Below are 22839 nucleotides of genomic sequence, written 5' to 3'. Positions count from 1 at the left end.
CGCCGGCTCCCTCCGGGAGAACGCTATCTCACCATCGGCTTCAAGCAGCTCCGCCAGACGCTGCGCGAGTTGCCCCGGTACCCGATGACCATGCTCTTTTTGCTTGCCTATCTTTTGTACAATGACGGCATCCAGACCGTGATCGCACTGAGCGCTCAGTTCGGCAGCGAAGAGCTGGGGATGACCGCCGACGAGCTGCCGCCGCTGTTCCTGATGGTGCAGTTTGTGGCGTTTTTTGGAGCGCTCTTTTTCGGCTATCTGGCGCAGTGGATCGGCGCCAAACGCGCCATTCTCATCAGCCTGGTGATCTGGACCAGCGTCACGATCTACGCCTATTCGCCCCTGCTGCAAACCGGACGCCAGTTTTTCATCCTGGGCGCCGTCATCGCCGTCGTGTTGGGCGGCAGTCAGGCGTTGAGCCGTTCGCTCTTCTCGCAGATGATCCCCAAAGGGCAGGAGACCGAGTATTTCAGCCTCTATGAAGTCAGCGAACGAGGTACAAGCTGGCTGGGCCCTCTGATTTTCGGGCTGGCGATTCAGTTCACCGACAGCTATCGGGTGGCGGTGCTGGCGGTCGGCCTCTTTTTCATCGCCGGCATGATTCTCTTGCCGCTGGTCGACGTGCGTCGCGCCATTGTAGAGGCGGGAAACGAGGTGCCGAAGCGGATATAGGGAGAGAGACAAGCGTCTTCTCACGCACTCTCTCCCTTTCCTCCCACTCTTTCCTTATTTTTTCCACTCGCTCAACTGGCCGGTGTTGGCGTCCAGGATGACGTGGATGCCGTCCTTTAACTCATCGAGGTTGCCCTGCGCACCGATGATCGCCGGCAGGCCCAGTTCCACGGCAGCTACGGCGGCGGGGCTGTCCATGCCGCCCTGGATAGTCACGAGGCCGCCGCTGCGTCGCAGCAGGCCGATCAGGGTACGGTCAACGCGCTCGGTGAAGATAATGTGTTGCGGACCCACCAGGATTTCTTCCGGGTTTTTGACGGGCGGATCGATCTTGATCAAAATGCCGGCCACTTCGCGCGCGCCGATGCCCACCCCGCGCACCAATATGCGGTCAATGCGCCGCACCATCATCAAGCTGGTGGCGCTGCGCACGTTGCCGACGACGCCCGCGGTCAGAACCACCGTGTCGCCTTCGCCTACGTAGCCTTTGGCCTGTGCGACGTTGATGGCGTCGGTGACCACCTCGTCGGTGTTGCTCAGCCGCTTGGTCAACAGAGGGTAGGTTCCCCAGTAGAGCGCAAGTTGCCTCTGCACCATCGGGCTGGGCGTCACAGCGATCAAGGGGACTTCGGGACGAAAGGCGGACATCAAGCGGGCTGTGGCGCCGCTGATGGTGGGTGCAATGATCGCCCGCGCTCTGGTTTCGTTGGCGGTGTAAACCGCCGCCCGACAGACTGCGCCCGCGGCCGAAAAGATGCGCGGCTCATTGTACTTGATCTTCTGATGTCCCAGCGTGGAACGCAGCCGCTCCGCCTCCTCGGCAATCTTCACCATGGTGGTGACGGCCTCCACCGGATACTGTCCGGAGGCCGTCTCGCCGGAGAGCATGATGGCGTCGCTGCCGTCGAGCACGGCATTGGCGACGTCGCTCGCTTCGGCGCGCGTCGGGCGCGGGTTGCGGATCATGGAATCGAGCATCTGGGTGGCGGTGATCACCGGTTTGGCGGCCACGATGCATTTGTTGATCAGAATTTTTTGCACGCTGGGCACAATTTCCGGGCTGGTCTCGATGCCGAGGTCGCCGCGCGCCACCATGATGCCGTCCGCCGCTTCGATGATCGAGTCGATGTTTTTCACCGCTTCGGGCTTTTCGATCTTGGCGATGACCGGCGTGACGCGGCCAAAAGCCGAATAATTTTGGATGATCGACTTGAGTTCGAGCACCTCATGCGCTTTGCGCACGAAGCTGAGCGCAACCCAGTCCACCTGATGGTCGATGGCGAATTTGACGTCCTCGATGTCCTTTTCCGTGAGGGCGGGAATGTCCAACGAGGCGTCGGGCAGATTCATCCCCTTGTTGCTGTGCAGGACGCCCGACAGGATCACCCGCGTGCGAATCTCCGTCTCGCCCGTTTCGATCACTTCCAGCTCCAGCATGCCGTCGTCGAGTAAGATGCGTTCACCCGGCTTGACGGCTTTGGGCAGGTCTTTGTATTGGACCGGGACACGCCCTGGCTCGCCGATGATGTCTTCTGTGGTCAGAATCAGCTCTTCCCCTTTGACGAGGGGCACCCCGCCTTCGCGCATCTTGCCTGTGCGCAGCTTGGGCCCCTGCAGGTCCGCCAGAATGGCGATCGGCTTTTGGAGTTGTTCTGCGACGACGCGCACGCGTTCGATCGTCTCAGCGTGATATTCATGCGAGCCATGGCTCATGTTGAGGCGAGCCACGTTCATGCCGGCTTCGGCGATGCGACGCAAAATGGGGAGCTCCCGACTGGCCGGGCCGATTGTGCAGACAATTTTGACGCGTAACATGAAAAATGATTCCTCGGTGTAACAAATTGGACGATTTTTTTGGGCGTAATCTTATCACACCATCCATGGATCAAGAAGAGCAGGCCAGGCGGTGGAGGAGCGAAGAAACCAGCGAGGTCATAGGCATGAAAGTTTGCGCCGCAGCGCTTCCTGGCGTTGGGGCCGCCCAGCGCATTAGACGGCGGTGTCCGTCCAGGAGCCCAAAAAGAAGCGCCTGGAAATCCAGCCAGGCGCTTCTTTGGAGTGTAAGAACAATAACGCCGACGGTGTTTTAATGAGAAGTTTTAACGAACTGGCTTTTTCACGACGTCAGGCTCGGGTGGGACGATGTTTTTCCCTGGCTTGACCGGCTTTTCGGGCGCATCGGTGAGCCCCGGTGCGATGGAAAGCCCCGGTGCAATCGACAATCCTGGCGCAGAGGGGCGCCCCGGCGCATCGGAAAGCCCAGGCGCCACCGGCGGCTCCGGCGCAACGACAGGAGGCTTAGACTCCTTGGGCGGCATGTCGACGATCACCGCCGGCGGATCGAGATTTACCGCAGGTGGATCGAGATTCACCGACGGCAACGTCGCAGACGATATTGTCTTATGGAGCACGGCGCCCGTCTGCGCCAACGAGGCGTCCACCGCTCCACCGACTGCGAGCAACCCGACGACGGCTGCAAGCGCCAACAGGCCCGCCAGCAAAGCATATTCAATCATGGACTGTCCGGCGTCCTGACGAAAGAGGTCAAAGCGCATTGTTCCCATCCCTTCTTTACATTCTTCTTTACGGATTCTTCTGTCTGTTTCCTTCGAGAATTTGCAATTCTCTCGATTTGAGTTCATCGTAGTCAGGGTAATTCAACCCTTGCTGCATTCAGAATAGCTCAATTTACGGACTTTTAAACTGTCAAGAAGCTAGCAAAGCGTCCGATAAAATATGCTCTGTTTGCGCAAGCGCCCGGCTATGCTATGATCTGAAAACAGAAGCTTGCTCTCTCAGTGCAATTCCGCTCCCAGGAAGGTTTCACATGCCGGGCATATCCGATCACGAGGCAAACCCTTTCACCTGGCTCCCTCCACCCGATCCTGCCTCGCTGGACGCCGAGGCGCTTGCGCTGCTCGAAAAAGCCCGCGCCAATGTCGGTTTTTTGCCGAACGTCTTTGCTGCATACGCAATTCGCCCCGAGCACATGTTGCGCTGGATCCGGCATTTCAACGCCGTTTTGCGCGGCCCGTCCGGCCTGAGCCCCGCCGAGCGCGAGATGATCGGGGTGGTCGTCTCCGCGGAGAATCGATGCCTGTACTGTTTGGTCAGCCACGGAGCCGAACTTCGCCAGCTGACAGGCGACCCCGTTTTTGCCGACCAACTCAGCTATGACTATCGTCGCGCCCCACTTGATGAGCGGACGCGAGCGATGCTCGATTATGCGGTGAAAATCACGCGCACACCCGTTGAATGCAATCAGGCGGACATCGAGCATTTGCGCAGCCTGGGATTCTCAGACCTCGACATCTTCGACATCATCGAGACGGCGGCGATGTTCAACTTCACCAATCGTCTCGCCTCCGCGACCGGCCTGTTGCCGAACCCAGAGTACTATAGCCAGGGGCGCGCCTCATGAACGACGGAAGTGAGGTCGGCGGCTGCGGTGAGTTTGAATGGAGACGGAATGCATGAGCGATATCGGCGTTTTTTTTCACCGCTTCGGATGGGCCTACACTGCGCCTGAGCCGAATCTGTGGCACAGCACTTTTTTCACCGAAAGCGAAGAGGAGTTCGATCTGTACGTGATGGTGGTGGAGGACTGGGCGCATTTCGCCGTAACGCCTTTTTTGCCGTCGGCGCCGGCGGCGCAGCAGGCGCGCATTCACAGTGCGCTGCTCAGGCTGAATCAGCAGATGCGCCTTGTGCGCTTTGCACTGGACGGCGACGGCGATGTTTCTTTAATCGCCGACGCCCCTCTCCACCGCTTGAATGACGCCTATTTCGCTCAAATTGTGGAGGCGTTCGTCTACTATGCCGACCGGCTGGCGGGCGAGCTGAGGCGCATGCTCTTCGACGCCCACTACGCATCGCCGTTGATTCGAGAACCGTAGCTTCCCTCGACGGCCTCGGAGATGGCGCCGCAATGACGAAAAATTCGTTGGAAGATGAGAAGGCTGTGACGATGGACAATCAACAGTTCACCGTGCGTGGGGCCGGAGGCGTCGAGCTGTTTGCACAGCGCTGGCGGCCAGACCGCGCGCCGCGCGGCGTTGTAGTGCTTGTGCACGGTTTTGGTGAGCATAGCGACCGCTATGGTTATCTGGTGACGGCTTTGACCGCGGCCGGCTACCTCGTCTATAGCTTCGACCATCGCGGCCATGGCCGTTCACCTGGCCAGCGCGGCCACGTGCACCGTTTCGACGACTTCCTGGAAGACGTGCGGCAGATGATCGCTCGTGCACGCGCCGACGAGCCGTCGCTGCCTCTCTTCCTGTTCGGCCATAGCGTCGGAGGGCTGGTCGCCCTGGATTATGCGATTCGTCATCCGGAGGAACTCCAGGGCGTCGTCGCCTCTGCGCCGCTGCTCTCCCAGCCGAACATCTCGCCGCTGGTGTTGACGATCGCCCGTCTGCTCTCTCGCCTCGCTCCGACCTTCCCGCTCGACACCGGACTCGATCCGACGACGATCGCTCGCGACCCGGCCGAGGTGCAGCGCTATACGACAGATCCGTTGGTGCACGCCAAGACCTCCGCCCGCGCCGCCGCAGAAGCCATGGATGCGGTGGCCTGGGTGCAGGCGCATGCCGGCGAGTTGCGCACGCCTTTGTTGCTCTATCACGGCGGCGCCGATCGGCTGGCGCCCATCGCAGGCAGCCGGACGTTTTTTGTCAACGCGGGCAGCGCCGATAAAACCTTTTGGGAACTCCCCGACGGTTTTCACGAGGCGCACAACGATCTGGATCGTGAGCAGCTTTTCGCCCGGCTCGTGGCCTGGTTGGATGCTCGCACGCAATAACGGGGGTGCAACTCATCGCCATATATTCTCGATGGGCGGATAGGAGCGTTGGGGGAAAGGATCGGCCGCGCATCAACGTCGTGCATGAACAAAGGCGGAGGGGAGATGAGCATCTCCCCTCCGCCCACGAAACGACGATTGTTTGGATTGATCAAGCGTTGTAGCCGAGCAAACGGCCGCTGCCTGGACAAGCTCGATCAGGCGTGAACGGCCTCTTTTTGGGCCAATTTTTCGTCGAGAATGGCGTTCAGCCTTTCGATCTCCTGGTTCAGTTTCGCCAATCGTTCGCGCGTCGGAATTCCCAGCCGGGTCAGCGCGCGCTCGACCTGACGTTCCAGCTGCGCCTCGAAGTCTTGCCCCGCCTCGTTCGCCAGCCGCGCCGAGCGTCGGAAATCCGCTTCAACCTGCTCGTGGAAAGGCGCCTGCTGTTTCGTGATGCAGCGACTCCATTCGGCCAGCGTTGCATAGAGCGCCTCTTCCATCCGTTCGCCGCGCTCAACTGCGTCGTTCAACAGTTTTTCACTGCTCTGGTACAACCCGCCGACCTGATCGCAGACAATTCCCCACAGCCCAAGATACGCCAGCGCCAGCTTGCGCCCTTGCGCACGAATGGGTTGAAACCGCACGGTTTGCAGTTGTTGAACCTTCCCTGAATTCGTTTTAGAGGAGGCGTTCACCCTCTGGATAGCTGCTTTCATTGCTCGACTCCTCTGCGCCGCCTTTCGGAGTGACTTGAAACGATGCCGTTGCGCCTTGACAGATCATGACGCAATGCGTTATAAAAATTATAACACGCTGCGTCATAAAAGTCAATGACTTTGGGCGCCTTCTTCTGCAGGGAAAAGAAGCGGCAACAGCTCAGGCGCATAACGAGCGACGAGCGAACGCGAGATGGCGTTCGAGCGAGCAATTTCACTGAACATGGCGGCGCTGGGGCGGAGGCGCCGCTCCTGCGTCTCCGGGTCAAGTTCGACCAGGCCAAAGCGCAATCCCCAGCCCTCCGACCACTCGAAATTGTCGGTGAACGTCCAGTGAAAATAGCCGCGCACGTCACAGCCATCTCGAATCGCTCGATAGAGCTTGTACAGGTGTCCCAATAACCAACGCGGACGCTGGTCGTCGTCTTGATCGGGGAGGCCGTTCTCGGTGATGTAGATCGGTTTGTGCAAGACGTTGACTTCCTGCACGATCTGGTTCAGCGCCTGCGGCGCGTATTCGCTGTATACGCCGCGCCAGCCCGAGTCGGAATATTCTCCCTCTGGATGGTAGTGCTCTTCGCCGAAAAGGAGGCGCGGGTCTGGGCGAAAACGGACGAGATCGCGCGTGTAGAAGTTGATGCCGATGAAGTCTGCGCTGTCCTCCAGCGTGCGATGGTATTCGTTCAGCCCCAGGGGAAAACGGATCTTGCCGTCGATGGAGCCCATGAGCCAGACATGTTCTGCGATGTAGCGTTTCAGCGCTGCGGCCTTGCGGTCGAGCCAACTTGCCGGGTTGGAAGGCGCAAAGACGCGCACCGGCATAGCGTAGCCGACTTGGGCGTTCGGCTGCACCGCATGGATGGTCTGATAGGCGGCCCCGTGCGCCTGCAGCATATGGCGAAAGACGCGCAGCGCCAGCAGCAGGTTCGTTTTTTCCGGCGGCCAGATCCCGCGCACCCACCCCTGCGCCACATAGACCAGGGGTTCATTGATCGTCACCCAGAGCTTGCACAGATCGCCTAACGCCTGCACCACATGCCGCACATAGCGCTGGAAGTAGGGAACCACCTCCCCTTTCTCCCAGCCGCCGATGCGCTCCAGCCAGAGCGGGTTGGTGAAATGATGCAGCGTGACCATCGGCTCCATGCCGCGACGACGCAGACCGTCCAACATTTCCCGGTAACGCTCGATGGCGGTGGAATCAAACCGGCCCGGCTCCGGCTCGATGCGGCTCCATTCCACGCTCATGCGATGGGCGTTGAGGCCAAGCCGCTGCATCAGGTCGAAATCCACCTCAGCGTTGCGCCACCAATCGCAGGCCAGGCCGCTGCGCTCTCCACGCCAGATTTTGCCGTGTTGTTGTTCAAAGGCCCACCATTGATTGTTGGTGTTCTCGCCCTCCACCTGGTGAGAGGAAGTCGCCGTTCCCCAGAGGAACCCGTCGGGGAATCGCAGTGCATCTTGCGTTTCGTTCATGCTTGTCGTCATTTCTCCGGATTCTTTTCAGGTTGATAGACGGTGTCCGCCTGGCGTTCCCAGGGCAAATGGGTTAATTCCACGCGGGCGGCGTCGAGAAAGCTGCGGCTGTATTCATCAGGATAGTTCCCTGCATAGACGACGCGGCGAACGCCGGCGTTGATCAACATTTTGGCGCAGGTCAAGCAGGGTTGGTGGGTGACGTAGGCGGTGGCGCCTTCCGTGCTGACGCCGTGCAGCGCCGCCTGAATCAACGCATTCTGCTCGGCGTGAAGCGTGCGCACGCAGTGGCCGTCCACCATGAGATGGCCGACGTCGTCGCAGTGGGGCAGCCCCGCCGGGGCGCCGTTGTAGCCGGTGGCGAGGATGCGACGATCGCGCACCAGCACACAGCCGACATGGGCGCGGTCGCACGTGCTGCGTTGCGCCACCGTGAACGCAATTTGCAGAAAGTACTCATCCCAGGAAGGGCGCTGACGGCGCACTGGAGATTCCGGCTGCAATGTGGACATCCTCTTCTTCGGATTATTTTTGTTCCTCGACCGCATCGACCGGGCGCCAGTCCACCAGGAGGTCCGCCAGCACGGCGTCCCGATCGCGTTCATCGACAAACGCCAGATACAGCGTAAGCGGCGACGCAGTCTTGCGTTGTGCGTCGTCGCCGTCCGGTCGATAGGTGATCGCAAGGCCGGGCAGCGCGCGACGGTCGACATGAGCGAGACCGGGTTGAATCGCTGTAATTTGTTCAGGCGTAAAAAAGGCGTACCAGAGGCCGACCTCCTCTTCCGGCCAGGCGGCGATCGCCCAAATGCGCCGCGGTCGCACCTGGCACAGCAGGGCATGTTCACGCGTGGCGAAGGTGCGATAGAAACCGGGCAGCGCTGTGAAGGCGCGCACCTTCCGTTCTACGCTCAGCACTCCGGTCACGTAGACGGGGCGTTTCTGCGCCGGCGCCAGAACCTGCGCCGGAGGCGTCGGGGAGGGCTGCGGGATGAACGTCGTATAGGCGCGACGGCGGGCATATCGCACGGTCAGGTGAAGCGCGACTGCGAGGGCCAGCAGCGCACTTCCCACCATCCAACTTCCCGGCAGAGGCAGAACGGTCCACGCCAGCGCCAAACCCGCCAATATCAAATAGAGCCAGCGAATCAGCGGTGCGCCGAGCAATTCAGCGCGTTCCAGCAAGTAAAGGCGCGTAAGCCAAAGCTCTGCAGGCGCATCGGGCAGAAACTCCGTTGGTTTTTGGTGAATGCGCGGCGGCGCCGGAGCGGGCGGCGACCCATTTTGTGAAATCATCGTTGCATCGCCAATAAGAAGCCAGGTTTCCGCGGAAACCTGGCGACGATTCTCGTTTCAGACTGCTTCCAGCCCTGTTCGGGCGCTAAACCGGCTGCGGCACGCGTCCGCCCAGGTCAAGGCCGCTGTCGGCGCGTTTGTCATCCCCGCGCACCTGGCCGGCGGTTTTCGATGCGCCGGCGGGGCTCTCCTGGCTGCGCGGGGCGACGGCGCTGTCCCCGACGGGGGTCTCGCCTCGCATCAGCGCCTGGAACTCGGCGGCGTTCAACGTCTCGACCTCGAGCAGGCGTTGCGCAACGCGTTCCAGCGCCTCCCAGTGTTCGAGCAGCAGCTGATGACACCGTTCATGCGCCTCGTCGACAAGCCGTTTCACCTCTTCATCGATCGCCTGGGCCACCTTGTCGCTGTAGTTGCGATGTTCGCTGAAAGCGCGGTTGAGAAACATCATCTCCTCGCGCTCGCCGTAGCGGATGGGGCCGAGGCGCTCGCTCATCCCCCACTGGGTGACCATGGCGCGCGCCATGGCGGTCACGCGTTCCAGGTCATTGGCGGCGCCGGTGGTGACGTCGCCGAAGCGAATCTTCTCTGCAACGCGGCCGCCGAGCAGCGCCACCAATTGGTCGCGGAACTTGGCGCGCGTCATGAGGTTGGATTCTTCATCGGGCAGGCTCATCGTATAGCCGCCCGCCATGCCGCGCGGCACGATGGTGACCTTGTGCACCGGGTCATGGTTAGGCAACACATGCATGGCCACGGCGTGGCCGGCCTCGTGGTAGGCGACAATTTCTTTTTCCTTGGGAGTGATCAGGCGACTGCGTCGTTCTGGGCCGGCGATCACGCGCTCGATCGCCTCTTGCAATTCTTCGTTGCCGATCGAGCGGCGATTGCGTCGCGCCGCCAGGATGGCGGCTTCGTTGACCAGATTTTCCAGGTCGGCGCCGGCGAAGCCGGGCGTCTGTTTGGCGATCACGTCGAGATCGACGTCTGCAGCCAGCGGTTTCCCGCGCACATGCACGTCTAGGATGGCGCGGCGGCCGCGCATGTCCGGCGCATCCATGGTCACGCGACGGTCGAAGCGGCCGGGGCGCAGCAACGCCGGGTCAAGAATGTCCGGGCGGTTCGTGGCGGCGATGATGATGATGTTGGTGTCGGTGTCGAAGCCATCCATCTCGACCAGAATCTGGTTGAGCGTCTGCTCGCGCTCGTCGTGCGAGCCGCCCAGCCCGGCCCCGCGGTGCCGACCGACGGCGTCGATTTCGTCGATGAAGATGATGCAGGGCGAATTTTTCTTGGCCTGTTCAAAGAGATCGCGCACGCGGCTGGCGCCGACGCCGACGAACATCTCTACGAATTCAGAGCCGGAAATGCTGAAGAAAGGCACGCCCGCTTCGCCGGAGATGGCCTTCGCCATCAGCGTCTTCCCTGTGCCCGGCGGACCGACGAGCAACACGCCCTTGGGGATGCGCGCGCCCAGCGCCGCAAACTTTTGCGGCTCTTTTAAGAATTCGACGACCTCCTGCAGCTCTTGCTTGGCCTCCTCATTGCCCGCCACATCTTTGAAGGTGACGGTGGGGCGGTCGCCGGTGAACATGCGCGCGCGGCTTTTACCGAAGCTGAACGCCTGATTGCCTGCACCCTGCGCCTGGCGCAAGATGAAGAAGAAAAAGGCGCCGAGCAACAACAACGGCAACACGGCGATCAAAACGCCGCTCCAGGTGTCCCAGAACTGCGGCGGGGCCACGCTGACATCCACGACCGCCATCTGCTCGGGCGTCACGCCAAGGTTGAGCAGCGTCTTGGTCAGTCCGACGCCCTGCTCGATGCGGGATTGCAGCGTTTCGCCGTTGCGGGTGATGACCAGAATGCGGTCGCCGTTGATTTCGATGGCGCGCACGTCGTTGTTACGGACGAGCGTCGCCACTTTGGCGATCGGTGCATCGCTGATCGGGGTGGAAGCGCGACGCGCCAGCGAGCTGTAGAGAAACGCGCCGAGGGCCAGAATCAGCAGCAGGTAAATGACGCCATTGCGCAGTTGTTTTGAATTCATTCGGTGTCCTGTCGAGTCATCTCAAGGTCTCGTCGAACGGTCTGCACACGATTTCGAGTGCATCCATCGAAAAGACGCTTCCTTATGCCAAGTGTATCACACGTCCAGGAGAGCGTCAAAGCCTTTGTACATTTCTCTTCACAAGCGTATTACCTTGTGCAAAGTATATGCAGATGATGGGTTTCCGGCAGTAGGGCTACTTCCAGGATGGCCGGCCGCTTCGCAGAGAAAGTTCACAGACACAGACGCAGTGAGACGACGTTGAGTTCCGTCCTCCATTCAACCGAAAAACGCCCAAAAAACGCCGTCAAGAAATATACGCCGGCTGGAGCAAACGCCAGCCGGCGCAATGCAGTGGCGCCCATGTTTTTAATTGATCGGGGAATCGTCGTAGGTGCGGCTCGCAGCCGCACGCTCTCGATGTCCCGCAGGGCCTTGGGGAAGGCCAGGAAGCGCTGCTCGCACAGCGCCTACGGGTTGCCAGACGATTTGTTGTTAAATTTCATCAAGCTTCCCAGAAAAAAAGGAGGCGTCAGGAAGCGCTTACGGCGGGCGCCAGGCCGAACTCCTCCAGCACCCAATGCACCCAGTTGACGACGCGTTGCGGGGTGAGCGCCGCCTGGTTGTCCTCATCGATCGGCAGGCCCATCAGCACGCCCTCGAACGAGGCGCGAGAGAACTCGAACTGATAGCTGGAGTCGGGCACGATCCAGCCGACCGTCTCGGCGCCGAGCTCGGTGATGCGGTCCCCGATGATGCCGATGGCGTCCACGAAACTGTTGGAGTAGCCGAACTGGTCGCCGCAGCCAAAGAGCGCCACCTTCTTCCCCTTCAGCCCCTCGCTCGTCAGGAGGGGAAGCGTCAGTCCCCAGTCGTCCTGCAGCTCACCGATGTTCCAGGTCGAAGCGCCGAACATCAGGAAATCATAATTGGGAAACAGCTTTGCGTTCGCTGCGGAGATCACCATCACGTCGCAGGTGGCCAGCCCGGTGGCCTCGATCTCGTTCTTGATCATATTGGCGACGCGCTCGGTGCAGCCGGTGCTGCTGCCAAAGAAAATGCCGATTTTCGCTGTCATAAACCATCGTCTCCTTGACCGTCGTCTCCTTGCCCCGATTGATGGACTCAAAACTCATCGATTATTGACAACTATACCGTCCGCCGCCACGATTGGCAAGTAAGCTGCGTTCCTGGTGAAAAATGGAGCAAGGCCCCATCAACGCGCTCAATCCGACTGTGTGTTTTTGCGATAAGGCAGGAGTTCAAGCAGTCGATCGAGCGCATCTGGCGCAGCGATGTCCAGCACGCGCCCTTCCGCAGCGCGGAAGAGGCGGTCGTGGATCGCCATTTCCAGGCCGGCGCGCGTCGATTTCCCCCACACCGTGCGCGCAAGGATGACGTCCACGCCCAGCCGGTCGAGCGCGCGCAGGCGTGCGAACAAATGACGCGCGACGGCGGCGGGATCGCGCTGCGGGCCGGGGCTTACAATTCTTGCCTGAAGATCGGCGAGGGAGTGCGCTTCCTCGTCGGTTGTGAACAGGCCGACGCGCAACCCTCGTTCATTCAGGGCGGCGACAGCGCTGCGCAGAAAGTGCAGCGCCGTTTCGGTCTCGCCCGCCAATAGCACCATCGGCGCACGCGGGGCGTAGTGCCTGAGGAGGGTTCCGGGCGAGGCCGCAGCTTCCGCCTCGGATGCGATGAGCGGCGCCTCAGGCGTCTTCAGCTCGGGCAGAAGCACTCGCAGCGCTTCGACGGTGGCGCCGCCTGGACGCAACAACAGCGGCGGGCTTTGCGTCAGGTCAACGACGGTGGATTCCACCCCGATCGAAGTAGGGCCGCCATCGAGCACAATATCGATGCGCCCGTTGAGATCGTCGAGCACGTGTTGCGCCGTCGTGGGGCTGGGGCGGCTGAACAGGTTGGCGCTCGGCGCTGCGACCGGCAGTGCGCACGCCTGCAGCAACGCCAGCGCCACCGGATGGGCCGGCATGCGCACCGCCACCGTGTCGCGGCCTGCAGAGACGTTGGGCGGCACGCGAGGGTGACGTCGCAGGACGAGCGTCAGCGGGCCGGGCCAGAAACGCTCCGCCAGCGCATAAGCGATGGCCGGAATGTCGACGGCCACGCGCTCGAGCTGGGCGATGCTCGCCAGATGCACGATCAACGGGTCGCTGAAAGGGCGTTGTTTGGCGATGAAGATGCGCTCCACCGCCTGTGCGTCCAGCGCATTGGCGCCCAGCCCATAGACCGTTTCCGTCGGGAACGCAACCAGGCGCCCTTCCGCCAGCGCCTGGGCGGCCGCTGCGATAGCAGCAGGGTCAGGATGAGCAGGATCCACGTGAAAAACTTGCGTCGCAATGGTCATCATGAGATAGCTTACCAGCCAGGGCCATAGACTGAAAAAGCGATGCGTTGAATTTGAGCAAACGTCGGCGACAACGAGCTTGAAGCACCGAACAGGCGATGCATCTTAGACCAAAAACACCCTAAAAAACAGATTGACGGCTCGACATCGCCTGTGCTATACTCGTCTTCGATTCCAGACAGTGAATAATATTCATATAGGCGAACAATATCTCGCAGCGCCTATGCGCGAGCACTCTCCTTACACATCGTTGAATTGAAAGCAGAGTCATGGCGGAGATCGTAAAAGAAGCGCACCTTTATCCTCGCGGTGTTCGCCCTCGGCTGTCGCGCTGGCGACGTCGAGAGATCCTCGACGCCTATCTGTTTATCTCGCCCACGGTGATCGGTCTGCTTGTTTTTTTGCTGGGGCCGATCATCGCCTCCGCCGTGCTCAGCTTCACCGACTATGACATTTTGACCGCTCCAGCGTGGGTTGGCTTAGACAATTACATCCAATTGTTTCAAGACGGTCTCTTTTGGCAGGCGCTGCGGGTGAGCGTCATCTACTCGGTCATCAGCGTGCCGTTGGGGCTGGCGCTCTCGCTTGGTGCGGCGCTTCTGCTCAACCAGAAGATCCGCGGGGTTGCGATTCTGCGCTCCATCTATTATATGCCCACCATCATTTCCGGCGTGGCCGTCGCTATGCTGTGGCGCTGGCTTTTCAACGCACAGTTCGGGATGGTGAACATCCTGCTGGGGAAGATCGGCATTCGGGGGCCCATGTGGCTGACCGATGAGCGTTGGGCGCTGACGGCCATCATCATCGCCAGCTTTTGGGGGTTGGGCGGCGCCATGTTGATTTACCTGGCCGGCCTGCAGGGCATCCCTTCGGAGTTGTATGAGGCTGCCGAGATCGACGGCGCCACCGAGCAGGCGAAGTTCCGCTACATTACTTTGCCCATGATCTCCCACGTCACCTTTTTCAATCTGGTGCTCGGCATCATCGGCGCGCTGCAGCTCTTTACAGACGCCTACGTAATGACCGGCGGCGGCCCGAACAACGCCACCCTATTTCTGTCGCTCTATCTCTATCGGCAGGCGTTTCTCTATTTGAAGATGGGGTATGCATCGGCCATGGCTTGGGTGCTCTTCGCCATTGTTCTGATTCTGACGTTGCTGGTCTTCAAATCCTCGCCGATGTGGGTGTACTACGAAAGCGAAAGAAGGAGGGCGGCATGAATGCAACGCAACGCCATCGGCCGCTGCCCTTCTGGCGCACAAAGCGCGGGCAGGAGCGCATTCGGTTGACGCTGAGCACCGTGATCGCTCTTCTCGGCGCCTCTCTGCTGATTCTACCCTTCTATTGGATGATTTCCACCGCGCTCAAGACGCCGGCCCAGGTCTTTGCGCTGCCGCCGGTCTGGTTTCCGATTCCGCCGCAGTTCGGCAACTTCGTCGAAGCCGTGACCCTGATCCCGATGCATCTGTATGCATTCAACACTTTTTTCATCGTCTTCATGGTCATGATCGGCACGCTCCTTTCCTGTTCGCTCAGCGCCTATGGCTTTGCGCGCTTTCGAGCGCCGGGGCTGGACTTTATCTTTTTGGTCTTGCTCGCCACCATGATGCTGCCCGGCGCCGTGACGTTGGTGCCGACCTACCTGTTGTTCAACGCTTTAGGGTGGGTGAACACCTTCCTGCCGTTGATTGTCCCCGCCTACTTTGGCAGCGCCTTCTTCATCTTCTTGATGCGCCAGTTCTATCTAACCATCCCCATCGATCTGGAGGATGCAGCCAAGATCGACGGCGCCAACTCCTTCCAGATTTACTGGCGCATCATGCTGCCGTTGAGCAAGCCGGTGCTGGCGACGGTGGCGGTCTTCACCTTTGTCTGGACGTACAACGATTTTTTCTCGCCTTTGATTTATCTGACCGATGAAGCGCACCGCACGATCGCTGTGGCGCTTTCCTATTTCCAGGGGTCGCCGCGCGTCGGCCCTCAGATGCACATTTTGATGGCGGCTGCGGCCATCTCGTTGGCGCCTCCTTTGGTTCTCTTTATCGCTGCGCAACGGTACTTTGTGCGCGGGATTGTAACGACCGGCATCCGCGGGTGACGGCGGTGGAGGCCCGACGTCGTTTGCGCCCTTCCAGGCAGGATTTCCAGGCTTTTGCGTCCATTTCCAAAATTGTGAGTTTGTTCCAACCGTTCATTGAGTCCAAGGAGGATGCTCAAGATGTTCACGCCGCTCAGCCGAAGAGAGTTTCTCAAATCAACCGCAGCCGGCGCAATGCTCCTGGCGACCGGCTCCCTGGCGTCCTGCGCTGCGCCGTTGGCGCCGACGGCGCAGGACGGCGCGCCGGGCGCCGCCGTGCAGGTCGTCCGCGCCCTGATGTGGAGCAACGGCCCGATCATCGACGATAATTTCAAAAAGCGCGCCGCCGACTTCAACGAGCTGCACAAAGGTGCCATTGAAATCAATCTGCAGCTGTTGCCTTGGGATCAATACTGGTCCAAGATTGACCTTTCGTACGCCGCCAGAGACCCATACGACATCTATTTTTGGGATATCCAGGCCTATGGACACTATAAGGCCGGGTTGTTGCGCAACCTTCAGCCCTTCGTCGACGCTGCGCCGGAATTGATGGACCCCGAACAGTATCCCGTCGCTTTGTACGATGTGTGGCGCTTCGACGGCGAAAATCTCTATGCGTTGCCCGAGAATTTCCAGATTCTGGCCTTCTACTACAACAAAGATTTGTTGGACCAGGCCGGCCTTCCCTATCCAGATGAAAACTACACCTGGGACGCCCTGATCGAAGCGTCAAAGCAGCTGAAGCAAGGCGAAGGCGACCAGGTCACGCAGTGGGGCTTCGATCTCGGCGATCTCCACGCCTGGTGGGGCGCGCAGACGCTGGCCTGGGCGATGGGCGGCGCCTTCTTCGACCGCATCGTCGAGCCGACGCGCATGCAGATGAGCGATCCACCCAATGTGCAGGCGCTGCAGTTCCTCCAGGACTTGCTCTGGAAAGACAACCTTGCGCCCACCTTCAGCCAGGCCGAATTTCTGGCGCCGGGAACCAGCCTCTTCCAGGCCGGGAAGGCGGCCATGTTGGTGGCGGGGAGCTGGTCGCTCTCCGGTTATAAAGACGTTGCCTTCAATTGGGGCATCGCCCCCCTGCCCAAATGGATCGACACGCGCGTGCCGGCCTTTTGGTTCGGCGGCTGGGTGATCACACGCGATAGCAAGGCCCCGGAGGGGGCGTTCGAGTTCGCGCGCTGGTCGGCCACCGATTATCAACAGACCATGGCCGTCAACCACGACTGGATTCCGCTGCGCAAAGAGGCGCGCGAGTCAGCGGCCATGTTTGAAGGGATGCCCGACGGCTTTGACATCACCCTGGCGTCCATCTTTGAGGCGCGCCTCGGCGACGTTTATCACAGCAGATCGCAGGAGCTGCTCAACGAGGCCATCTTCCCCAACCTTGAGCAGCTGTGGGCGAATAAAATCACGGCGGCGCAAGCCGCTGCGCAGATGGACGAAAAAGGCAATCAAATCCTACAGAAAGGCGCCTGATGAGCTTTGAGCATGGAGTTTGGGAGATCGAACAGGATGACCTGCGCTGCCGCGTCGAGTGGCGCGAGCGGCGACTGTTCTGGCAAATCATCCATCCGCTGGCCCCGGGTGGAAGGACGCATCCGACGCCGATCGGCGCCATTGCCGTGGAGGGACGGCCCGCGCAATGGACAAAGCTGGTCGGCGTCGAACAGGGCGGAGAGGCGGCTCCTTGCCTGAAGGTGACTCTGGAGGATGAAACGGGCCGCCTGCGCCTTGTACGTTCATTTGAGCTTTTTCCCGGTCATCCCTTCGTGCGCACATGGGGGGTGGTGGAGCGCGTGGACACAGCCGATCCTGCGCCGCTCATCGACGACGCCGAAATTTTGCGGCTGGAGCTGTCGGCGACGCAGCCCGTCACGCTTTTTCATGTGGAGCAGTTCAGTTGGGCCTACCCGAAAGATTTTTTCACTCCGCGCCAGGTCTCGCTGCGGCCTTACATCGTCCCGCACGAGCTGCGTATGGGGTCGTTTCCTTCTCACTACACGGCGCCTTCGAGCTGCGCCTGGGTCGCCCTGCGCCACGGCCCGCCCGATCCCTCCGAGGAAACGCCGGGCGGTGGGCCGGGGCTGGTGGTCGGCGTTGAATTCAACGGCAAGAGCCGGCTGCGCGCCTGGGCGACGCTGGAGAGCGTTGCGCTGGAAAGCCGCATCGACGAGCTGGCGCATCGGCTTCAGCCCGAGGAACCTTTTGAAATTCCCGCCTTTTTCGTCGGCTGTTACGACGGCGACTGGGACGAGGCGGGCTATGTCACGCAGCGCTTCGCCGAGGCGCACGTGCACCCGCCGATGCCGGATCACCGCTATCCGTGGGTTCAGTACAACTCCTGGAAGTACGGCCAGGAGATCAACGAGGCGCAGCAGCTGGCCGTGTTGGAGCGTTGCGCCGAGTTGGGGATCGAAGTGGTCGTGCTCGACCTCGGTTGGGCGCGCACGATCGGCGACTGGCGACCCAACCCGGTGAAATTCCCGCGCGGGCTGCGCCCCATCGCCGAACGCGCTCATGAATTGGGCATGAAGTTCGGCGTGCATGTGGCCATCGCCCAGATGGCGCCGGATGCGCCGGCGGCATTGGCGCATCCGGAGTGGCTGGCCTTTGGCGGCGACGACTACTACGGCGCCGGCGCCATTTGCCTGGGCCATCGGCCCTGCCAGGAGTGGCTGATCGAATCGCTGGCGCGGCTGGTGGCGGAGGAGCAGCTCGACTACATCATCCAGGACGGCGAGGATGTCGTCAAACGCTGCCTGCGCGCCGACCACACGCATGCGCCCGGCGACAGCAATTACGCCAATTCGACGATGGGGCTGGATCGGGTGATTCAGGCCGTCCGTCAGGCGCACCCGCACCTAGTGTGGGAAAACTGCGAGGACGGCGGCTGCATGATGACCTATCGTATGGCGCGACTCTGTCACACCTCTATCACGGTGGACAACATCGCCACATACGCCACGCGGCAAGGAATCTATGGCGCGTCCTATCCCTTCTCCCCCCGCTACAGCGTGCGTTACATGGAGGACGATCCGACGCCCTACACGCTGCGCAGCGCCATCTTCGGCGGGCCGCTGATCTTGATGCAGCGCATCGGCGAGTGGAACGAGCAGGAGATGGCCGACGCCAAACGGGCGATCGCAGAGTACAAACGTCTGCGCTCCGTCATTCGCGACGGCAAGGTCATCCACCTGCTGGCCCCGCGCCACAACGTCGAACGCCATGGCCGCGGCTGGGACGCCATCCAGGCTGTCAGTCCGGATCAGGCGCGCAGCGTGGTGATGGTCTATCGCGCGCTGGGCGGACCGGAGGAGCGGGTGATTCGACCGCGCGGCCTGCGCAGCGGCGCCTCCTATCGCGTGCATTGGGCAGACGCCGGCTGCACGGAGGTGCGCAGCGCCGAAAGCCTGCATGCAGATGGCCTGACCGTGAAACTCAGGGAGCTTGGCTCCGAAATCATTGAGCTTGCAATGGTGGAAATGTGAGGCGGACCCATGCAACAGGTCCTGGCGGCGTGCGGCGCAGCGTTCGTCAGCGTCGAAGCGGACGGCGCAACGTGGCGCATCGGCAACGAGAAGGTTCAGAAAACGGTGGCGTGGAGGGACGGCGAGGGGCTTCGCCTGAGCGCGTTGGAGCATCGGGTCACCGGCAGGAAGTGGCGCCCCCTCCCGTTCGACCACGAAGCGGCGGGCGATGAATTTCTGTTCCATTGGAATGAAAGCGCGCTCTCTGGACGCCGGGCTTCGGCGCTGATGTCGGCGCGCGCCGAAGCGGATGAGCGATCGGTCACGCTTGCACTTGCGTTGCAGGTCGGCGAGAGCCTGAACGTAACGCTCTATCAGCGCGTGCACGCCGGGCTTGCCGTGATCGAGCAGTGGCTGGAAGTCGCGCCGCGGCGCGCCGGGACGCTCAGCCGCGTGGCGCCGTTGACGCTCGCCGTCGCCGATCTCGATGCGCCAACGCTGCACTGGGTGCGCGGCCTGCAAAATCATGGCGCCGGCATGCCGGCGCGCGGACCGTATCCGGCCTATCGGCTGCGCAGCGAACCCCTCGGCGAACTCCATCTGCACTCAGGGTTGCGCTCCACCTGGCATGAAATTCCCTGGTTCGTTCTTCAAGGCGCAGCCGGCGGCGAGGGGCTTTTCGTCGGGCTGAGCTATTCTGGCCGTTGGTCCGCAACTGCGCGCAACCTGGGGCAAGGGGCGGCTCTGGAGCTTTTCAGCGACGGCTATGCAACGCCGCTGCATCCTGGCGAGCGCTGGACCAGCCCGGTCAGCTTTTTAGGCTTCTTTTGCGGCGACCTGGACGATGCGGCGCACGCGCAACACGCCTATGTGCGCCGCGCCGTCGTTCCGCCCACTCCGGAGGATTTCCCCTGGGTGCAATACAACACCTGGTTCGCCCATCTGGTCGACATCGACGAGACGATCTTGCGTCCAGAGGCCGAGCTGGCGGCCCGCCTCGGCGTCGAGGTGTTCGTGATCGACGCCGGCTGGTGGGAGCCAAGCCGGCGCACCAGCGACAACTTCACCACCGGCCTGGGCGTCTGGCGGCCAAGCGCCGAGAAATTCCCCAGCGGCCTTCCCGCCTTCGGCGATTTCGTGCGCTCCCTAGGCATGAAATTCGGCATCTGGGTCGAGCCGGAGCGCGTGGACCTGCGACAGGAAGGAACGTGGCGGCTCGACTGGCTGGCGCGCCATCACGACGCCATCATCTCGCCGCCCTGGCCGCCCGACACCGTGAGCGGCTGGCTTTGCTTCGGTCATCCCGAGGTGCAGGCGTGGGCGATCGACTGGATCAGCCGGCTGGTGAGCGATGTCGGAGCAGATTGGCTGAAGTGGGACTCCAACTGGTGGGGCGTCTGCACCTGCGCGCATCATGGGCACAGCGCAACCGACGGCGAATTCCATCAGGTGCAGGGGGTGCATCGGGTGATGAGCGAGCTGCGCAGGCGCTTTCCACACCTGATCATCGAGAACTGTGCGGGCGGCGGCGTGCGCAGCGACTTCGCCATGTTGGCGCACACGCACATCACCTGGCTGCACGATGCTTCGACGCCCAGCCGACGCGTGCGCTTCCACTTGGCCGGCGCCACGCATCCCTTCCCGCCCGAGCTGTGCAACACGTGGGTCGTCGACGCCGAGGACGAGCCGCTGACCGATTCGACGACGCCGCAACATCAAATCGACGCCATCCTCCGCAGCCGCATGTTCGGCGCATTTGGCCTCTCCGCCCGGTTGATGCACTGGACGGAGGACGCCTTCCAGGCGATGCAGAAAGCCATCGCCCAGTACAAGCGGCTGCGCCCCCTTCTCAAACATGGCGATTTCTATCATCTACTGCCGCAGGTCGATTTGCAATGCCCTGACCTCGACCTGCAAGGCCGATGGGAAGCCTACGCCGTGATCGCCGCAGACCGAAGCCAGGGCGCCGTCTGGGTCTTCCGCGATCCTAAGGGCGAACCCAGCCGGCGGTTGCATCTGCGCGGTCTGGATGCGACGCGCACCTATGCGGTGACGGACATCGACGCTGCACGCACGGTGGGACGCTCCGGTGCAGCGCTGATGGAGCAAGGCCTTGCAGTTGATCTGGGCGAACACACCTCGGCGCTGCTCCTGCTCGAGGCGGAGCCATAGGCGCAACGCTGCAAAAAAACGCTGCTTTATCGAGACAATCTCGAGACGAGAAGAGGTGTCGAGACGAGAGGAGGTCGAGCAGGACGTAGCCGGCCGCTTCAGACTTGGCGTCTTTGCGACTTTTTGCCGACGGCGTCGGCGTGGGGTACGATTATCCTGAAATTTGTCGGCGGCGTTGCTCCTGACGGGAACGACGCGCACAGTCTGCACTGAGGCAAATGCATTATGTTCAAACGGTTGGATCACGTGGGCCTTGTTGTCCACGACATCGACGCAACATTGCAGGTGTATTGCAACCAGCTTGGATTCAGGCTGTTGGAGCGGGTGGAGATCCCGGAGCAGAAGGTGATTGCGGCTTTTCTGGATGCAGGCAACAGCACGATCGAGCTGATTTCGCCGACCGACGGCGAGAGCGGCACGGCGCGTTTTCTTGCAAATCGAGGCGAAGGGACGCATCATGTCTGCTATGAGGTGGACGACATCGAAGCGACGCTGGCCGAGCTGCGCAGTGCGGGCGTGCGACTCATCGACGAAACCCCTCGCCAGGGAGTGCACGGCCTGATCGCGTTCATCCACCCTAAAGCCGCCCATGGCCTGATGATCGAGCTGTTGCAGAAAACGCATCGGTGAGGAGCACATGGAGACCACAACACCGTTGACCGTCGAGCAGTGTCGCGCTGCTCTGAAGAAAGTCATCGACCCTGAAATTTACCAAAACATCGTTGACCTGGGGCTGGTCTACGGCATCGACGTCGGAGATGACCGTTCGGTCATTGTCACAATGACGTTGACCACGCCGCACTGCCCCTTGGGGCCGCAGATCATCGAGAACGTCCAACGCGAGCTGAGCGCCATCGGCGCCTCTTCTGTGGATGTCAACATCGTCTGGACGCCGCCGTGGACGCCCGACGCCATGACGCCGGAGCTGAAAAAATTGCTGGGCATTGGGACTGAGGAAGAGGAAGAAGAGGAGCCGGCCCTGGTGGTCGAGCCGCCTCCGCCGCCTGCCAAGAAAAAGCGAGGGTTGTTCGGCTGGCTTTTCCGTTGAGCCAGGCCTCGGGCGCGCCGGATTTTCATCACGTCCACCGCCAACATCGAGCCATGTCCCAGCGCACCTTCTTTCTCAACCATTTCCCCTGGAGAGTTTCCACACCGCAGCGAGGAGAGTCGTCGCAGCGGAGAGGGTCGGTCGGCGCGTCGCTCTGGCTGGGCAGCGCTCTCTGGCTCATGGCCTACGGCGGGTTAGGGGTGCTGCTCTGGCGCGAGGGCGTTGCTCGGTGGGGGATGCTGCACACGTTCTTGCTCGTCAGCAGCATTATCTTGGGCGTTGCGGTGGGGCTCGGATGGTGGAAAGCGCTGGCGCAGAAGCCTCACTTCGGCGGCCGTTGGAAACCGTTGAATCAGGAGCAGTTGATGGCGCTGAGCCCCAGCGAGTTTGAGGCGTATGTGGCGGAGCGCCTCTTTGTGCGTCGCGGCTTTCAAGTGATCAACGTGCGCGACACCAAAGATGGCGGCGTCGATGTGCTTGTCACCGACCACCTCGGTCAGAAAGCGATCGTGCAATGCAAACGCTATCGGAATTCCACTGTCGGGGCCAGCGTCGTGCGCGATCTGTACGGCACCATGATGCATGAAGGCGCGGTGTACGGCTACCTGGTGACCAGCGGCCCGATCAGCGAGGAGGCGCGGCGCTGGGCTGCGGGCAAGCCGATGCAGCTCATCGACGGCAAGCAACTGGTTGAGCTGAGCAAGAAGTAAATGG

At 61.4% G+C, this 22839-nt stretch carries 21 protein-coding genes; 12 read left to right on the top strand and 9 right to left on the bottom strand.

The features are described 5' to 3' along the window. Positions 1 to 672: MFS transporter (locus Q0367_RS06765; RefSeq protein WP_298981298.1), on the top strand; the 672-nt coding region annotated here is incomplete at its 5' end. A gap of 54 nt (positions 673 to 726) precedes the next feature. On the opposite strand, the gene pyk is transcribed toward Q0367_RS06765, so the two are convergent. Together pyk and Q0367_RS06755 are read right to left on the bottom strand one after the other, a co-directional pair. After that, complete coding sequence (gene pyk, locus Q0367_RS06760) at positions 727 to 2487, bottom strand: pyruvate kinase (protein WP_298981296.1); 1761 nt, start codon at positions 2485 to 2487, stop codon at positions 727 to 729. Positions 2488 to 2771: 284 nt separating this feature from the next. Next, the gene (locus Q0367_RS06755; RefSeq protein WP_298981294.1) at positions 2772 to 3236 is read right to left on the bottom strand and encodes a hypothetical protein; all 465 of its coding nucleotides are present in this window, start codon (positions 3234 to 3236) and stop codon (positions 2772 to 2774) included. A gap of 263 nt (positions 3237 to 3499) precedes the next feature. Here Q0367_RS06755 and Q0367_RS06750 point away from each other — a divergent pair, with 263 nt between their 5' ends. The 3 genes from Q0367_RS06750 to Q0367_RS06740 are packed head-to-tail and all read left to right on the top strand — an operon-like array spanning position 3500 to position 5473. Next, positions 3500 to 4093: a peroxidase-related enzyme gene (locus Q0367_RS06750; RefSeq protein WP_297640322.1), complete on the top strand. Its 594-nt coding sequence runs from the start codon at positions 3500 to 3502 to the stop codon at positions 4091 to 4093. Between the two features lie 52 nt (positions 4094 to 4145). After that, positions 4146 to 4568 carry a YbjN domain-containing protein gene (locus Q0367_RS06745; protein ID WP_297640321.1) on the top strand — a complete coding sequence of 141 codons (423 nt, stop codon included), beginning with the start codon at positions 4146 to 4148 and terminating at the stop codon, positions 4566 to 4568. A 32-nt stretch (positions 4569 to 4600) separates the two neighbouring features. After that, positions 4601 to 5473 (top strand): alpha/beta hydrolase, encoded by an 873-nt coding sequence (locus Q0367_RS06740; protein WP_298981293.1) that lies wholly within the window; start codon positions 4601 to 4603, stop codon positions 5471 to 5473. Between the two features lie 197 nt (positions 5474 to 5670). On the opposite strand, the gene Q0367_RS06735 is transcribed toward Q0367_RS06740, so the two are convergent. The 7 genes from Q0367_RS06735 to Q0367_RS06705 form a co-directional block, all read right to left on the bottom strand. Continuing rightward, the gene (locus Q0367_RS06735; protein ID WP_298981292.1) at positions 5671 to 6171 is read right to left on the bottom strand and encodes a phasin family protein; all 501 of its coding nucleotides are present in this window, start codon (positions 6169 to 6171) and stop codon (positions 5671 to 5673) included. 111 nt (positions 6172 to 6282) lie between these two features. Beyond that, complete coding sequence (locus tag Q0367_RS06730) at positions 6283 to 7647, bottom strand: glycoside hydrolase family 1 protein (RefSeq protein WP_298981291.1); 1365 nt, start codon at positions 7645 to 7647, stop codon at positions 6283 to 6285. An 8-nt stretch (positions 7648 to 7655) separates the two neighbouring features. After that, on the bottom strand, positions 7656 to 8159 hold the full coding sequence (locus Q0367_RS06725; protein WP_297640314.1) for a cytidine/deoxycytidylate deaminase family protein: 504 nt from the start codon (positions 8157 to 8159) through the stop codon (positions 7656 to 7658). 13 nt (positions 8160 to 8172) lie between these two features. Next, positions 8173 to 8943, bottom strand: a complete 771-nt coding sequence (locus Q0367_RS06720; RefSeq protein WP_297640312.1) for a hypothetical protein — start codon at positions 8941 to 8943, stop codon at positions 8173 to 8175. 85 nt (positions 8944 to 9028) lie between these two features. Beyond that, positions 9029 to 10990: an ATP-dependent zinc metalloprotease FtsH gene (gene ftsH, locus Q0367_RS06715; protein ID WP_297640310.1), complete on the bottom strand. Its 1962-nt coding sequence runs from the start codon at positions 10988 to 10990 to the stop codon at positions 9029 to 9031. A 532-nt stretch (positions 10991 to 11522) separates the two neighbouring features. Beyond that, the gene (locus Q0367_RS06710; protein WP_297640308.1) at positions 11523 to 12068 is read right to left on the bottom strand and encodes a flavodoxin; all 546 of its coding nucleotides are present in this window, start codon (positions 12066 to 12068) and stop codon (positions 11523 to 11525) included. A gap of 147 nt (positions 12069 to 12215) precedes the next feature. Then, positions 12216 to 13358 (bottom strand): L-threonylcarbamoyladenylate synthase, encoded by a 1143-nt coding sequence (locus Q0367_RS06705; protein WP_297640307.1) that lies wholly within the window; start codon positions 13356 to 13358, stop codon positions 12216 to 12218. 266 nt (positions 13359 to 13624) lie between these two features. Between Q0367_RS06705 and Q0367_RS06700 the strand changes: the two genes are divergently transcribed. The 8 genes from Q0367_RS06700 (at position 13625) to Q0367_RS06665 (ending at position 22835) form a co-directional block, all read left to right on the top strand. Beyond that, positions 13625 to 14575 carry a carbohydrate ABC transporter permease gene (locus Q0367_RS06700; RefSeq protein WP_297640306.1) on the top strand — a complete coding sequence of 317 codons (951 nt, stop codon included), beginning with the start codon at positions 13625 to 13627 and terminating at the stop codon, positions 14573 to 14575. Then, positions 14572 to 15453 carry a carbohydrate ABC transporter permease gene (locus Q0367_RS06695; protein ID WP_297640305.1) on the top strand — a complete coding sequence of 294 codons (882 nt, stop codon included), beginning with the start codon at positions 14572 to 14574 and terminating at the stop codon, positions 15451 to 15453. Before Q0367_RS06700 ends, Q0367_RS06695 begins: the two co-directional genes overlap by 4 nt. A gap of 120 nt (positions 15454 to 15573) precedes the next feature. Further along, on the top strand, positions 15574 to 16914 hold the full coding sequence (locus tag Q0367_RS06690; RefSeq protein WP_297640304.1) for an extracellular solute-binding protein: 1341 nt from the start codon (positions 15574 to 15576) through the stop codon (positions 16912 to 16914). Further along, the gene (locus Q0367_RS06685; RefSeq protein ID WP_297640303.1) at positions 16914 to 18926 is read left to right on the top strand and encodes an alpha-galactosidase; all 2013 of its coding nucleotides are present in this window, start codon (positions 16914 to 16916) and stop codon (positions 18924 to 18926) included. The genes Q0367_RS06690 and Q0367_RS06685 overlap by 1 nt, the downstream gene beginning before the upstream one ends. Positions 18927 to 18935: 9 nt before the next feature. Next, positions 18936 to 21077 (top strand): alpha-galactosidase, encoded by a 2142-nt coding sequence (locus Q0367_RS06680; protein WP_297640302.1) that lies wholly within the window; start codon positions 18936 to 18938, stop codon positions 21075 to 21077. A 225-nt stretch (positions 21078 to 21302) separates the two neighbouring features. Then, positions 21303 to 21707 carry a methylmalonyl-CoA epimerase gene (gene mce, locus Q0367_RS06675; protein WP_297640301.1) on the top strand — a complete coding sequence of 135 codons (405 nt, stop codon included), beginning with the start codon at positions 21303 to 21305 and terminating at the stop codon, positions 21705 to 21707. A gap of 7 nt (positions 21708 to 21714) precedes the next feature. Then, on the top strand, positions 21715 to 22125 hold the full coding sequence (locus Q0367_RS06670) for a metal-sulfur cluster assembly factor (protein ID WP_297640300.1): 411 nt from the start codon (positions 21715 to 21717) through the stop codon (positions 22123 to 22125). Positions 22126 to 22178: 53 nt separating this feature from the next. Continuing rightward, positions 22179 to 22835: a restriction endonuclease gene (locus Q0367_RS06665; protein ID WP_297640299.1), complete on the top strand. Its 657-nt coding sequence runs from the start codon at positions 22179 to 22181 to the stop codon at positions 22833 to 22835. Positions 22836 to 22839: the final 4 nt, after the last annotated feature.

The sequence above is a fragment of the uncultured Caldilinea sp. genome (assembly GCF_937128415.1).
GTDB lineage: Bacteria > Chloroflexota > Anaerolineae > Caldilineales > Caldilineaceae > Caldilinea.
The sequence above is the reverse complement of the archived record's forward strand: the minus strand, read 5'-3'. Positions and strand labels throughout refer to the sequence as shown.

Excerpts from the sequence above, each read along its gene's own strand:
- Q0367_RS06750 (WP_297640322.1), top strand. The coding sequence starts at position 3,500 with ATGCCGGGCATATCCGATCACGAGGCAAACCCTTTCACCTGGCTCCCT.
- Q0367_RS06740 (WP_298981293.1), top strand. The coding sequence starts at position 4,601 with ATGACGAAAAATTCGTTGGAAGATGAGAAGGCTGTGACGATGGACAAT.
- pyk (WP_298981296.1), bottom strand. The coding sequence starts at position 2,487 with ATGTTACGCGTCAAAATTGTCTGCACAATCGGCCCGGCCAGTCGGGAG.
- Q0367_RS06700 (WP_297640306.1), top strand. The coding sequence starts at position 13,625 with ATGGCGGAGATCGTAAAAGAAGCGCACCTTTATCCTCGCGGTGTTCGC.
- Q0367_RS06745 (WP_297640321.1), top strand. The coding sequence starts at position 4,146 with ATGAGCGATATCGGCGTTTTTTTTCACCGCTTCGGATGGGCCTACACT.
- Q0367_RS06725 (WP_297640314.1), bottom strand. The coding sequence starts at position 8,159 with ATGTCCACATTGCAGCCGGAATCTCCAGTGCGCCGTCAGCGCCCTTCC.
- ftsH (WP_297640310.1), bottom strand. The coding sequence starts at position 10,990 with ATGAATTCAAAACAACTGCGCAATGGCGTCATTTACCTGCTGCTGATT.
- Q0367_RS06730 (WP_298981291.1), bottom strand. The coding sequence starts at position 7,647 with ATGAACGAAACGCAAGATGCACTGCGATTCCCCGACGGGTTCCTCTGG.
- Q0367_RS06705 (WP_297640307.1), bottom strand. The coding sequence starts at position 13,358 with ATGATGACCATTGCGACGCAAGTTTTTCACGTGGATCCTGCTCATCCT.
- Q0367_RS06710 (WP_297640308.1), bottom strand. The coding sequence starts at position 12,068 with ATGACAGCGAAAATCGGCATTTTCTTTGGCAGCAGCACCGGCTGCACC.
- Q0367_RS06670 (WP_297640300.1), top strand. The coding sequence starts at position 21,715 with ATGGAGACCACAACACCGTTGACCGTCGAGCAGTGTCGCGCTGCTCTG.
- Q0367_RS06685 (WP_297640303.1), top strand. The coding sequence starts at position 16,914 with ATGAGCTTTGAGCATGGAGTTTGGGAGATCGAACAGGATGACCTGCGC.
- Q0367_RS06665 (WP_297640299.1), top strand. The coding sequence starts at position 22,179 with ATGTCCCAGCGCACCTTCTTTCTCAACCATTTCCCCTGGAGAGTTTCC.
- Q0367_RS06680 (WP_297640302.1), top strand. The coding sequence starts at position 18,936 with ATGCAACAGGTCCTGGCGGCGTGCGGCGCAGCGTTCGTCAGCGTCGAA.
- Q0367_RS06755 (WP_298981294.1), bottom strand. The coding sequence starts at position 3,236 with ATGGGAACAATGCGCTTTGACCTCTTTCGTCAGGACGCCGGACAGTCC.
- Q0367_RS06735 (WP_298981292.1), bottom strand. The coding sequence starts at position 6,171 with ATGAAAGCAGCTATCCAGAGGGTGAACGCCTCCTCTAAAACGAATTCA.
- Q0367_RS06690 (WP_297640304.1), top strand. The coding sequence starts at position 15,574 with ATGTTCACGCCGCTCAGCCGAAGAGAGTTTCTCAAATCAACCGCAGCC.
- Q0367_RS06695 (WP_297640305.1), top strand. The coding sequence starts at position 14,572 with ATGAATGCAACGCAACGCCATCGGCCGCTGCCCTTCTGGCGCACAAAG.
- Q0367_RS06720 (WP_297640312.1), bottom strand. The coding sequence starts at position 8,943 with ATGATTTCACAAAATGGGTCGCCGCCCGCTCCGGCGCCGCCGCGCATT.
- mce (WP_297640301.1), top strand. The coding sequence starts at position 21,303 with ATGTTCAAACGGTTGGATCACGTGGGCCTTGTTGTCCACGACATCGAC.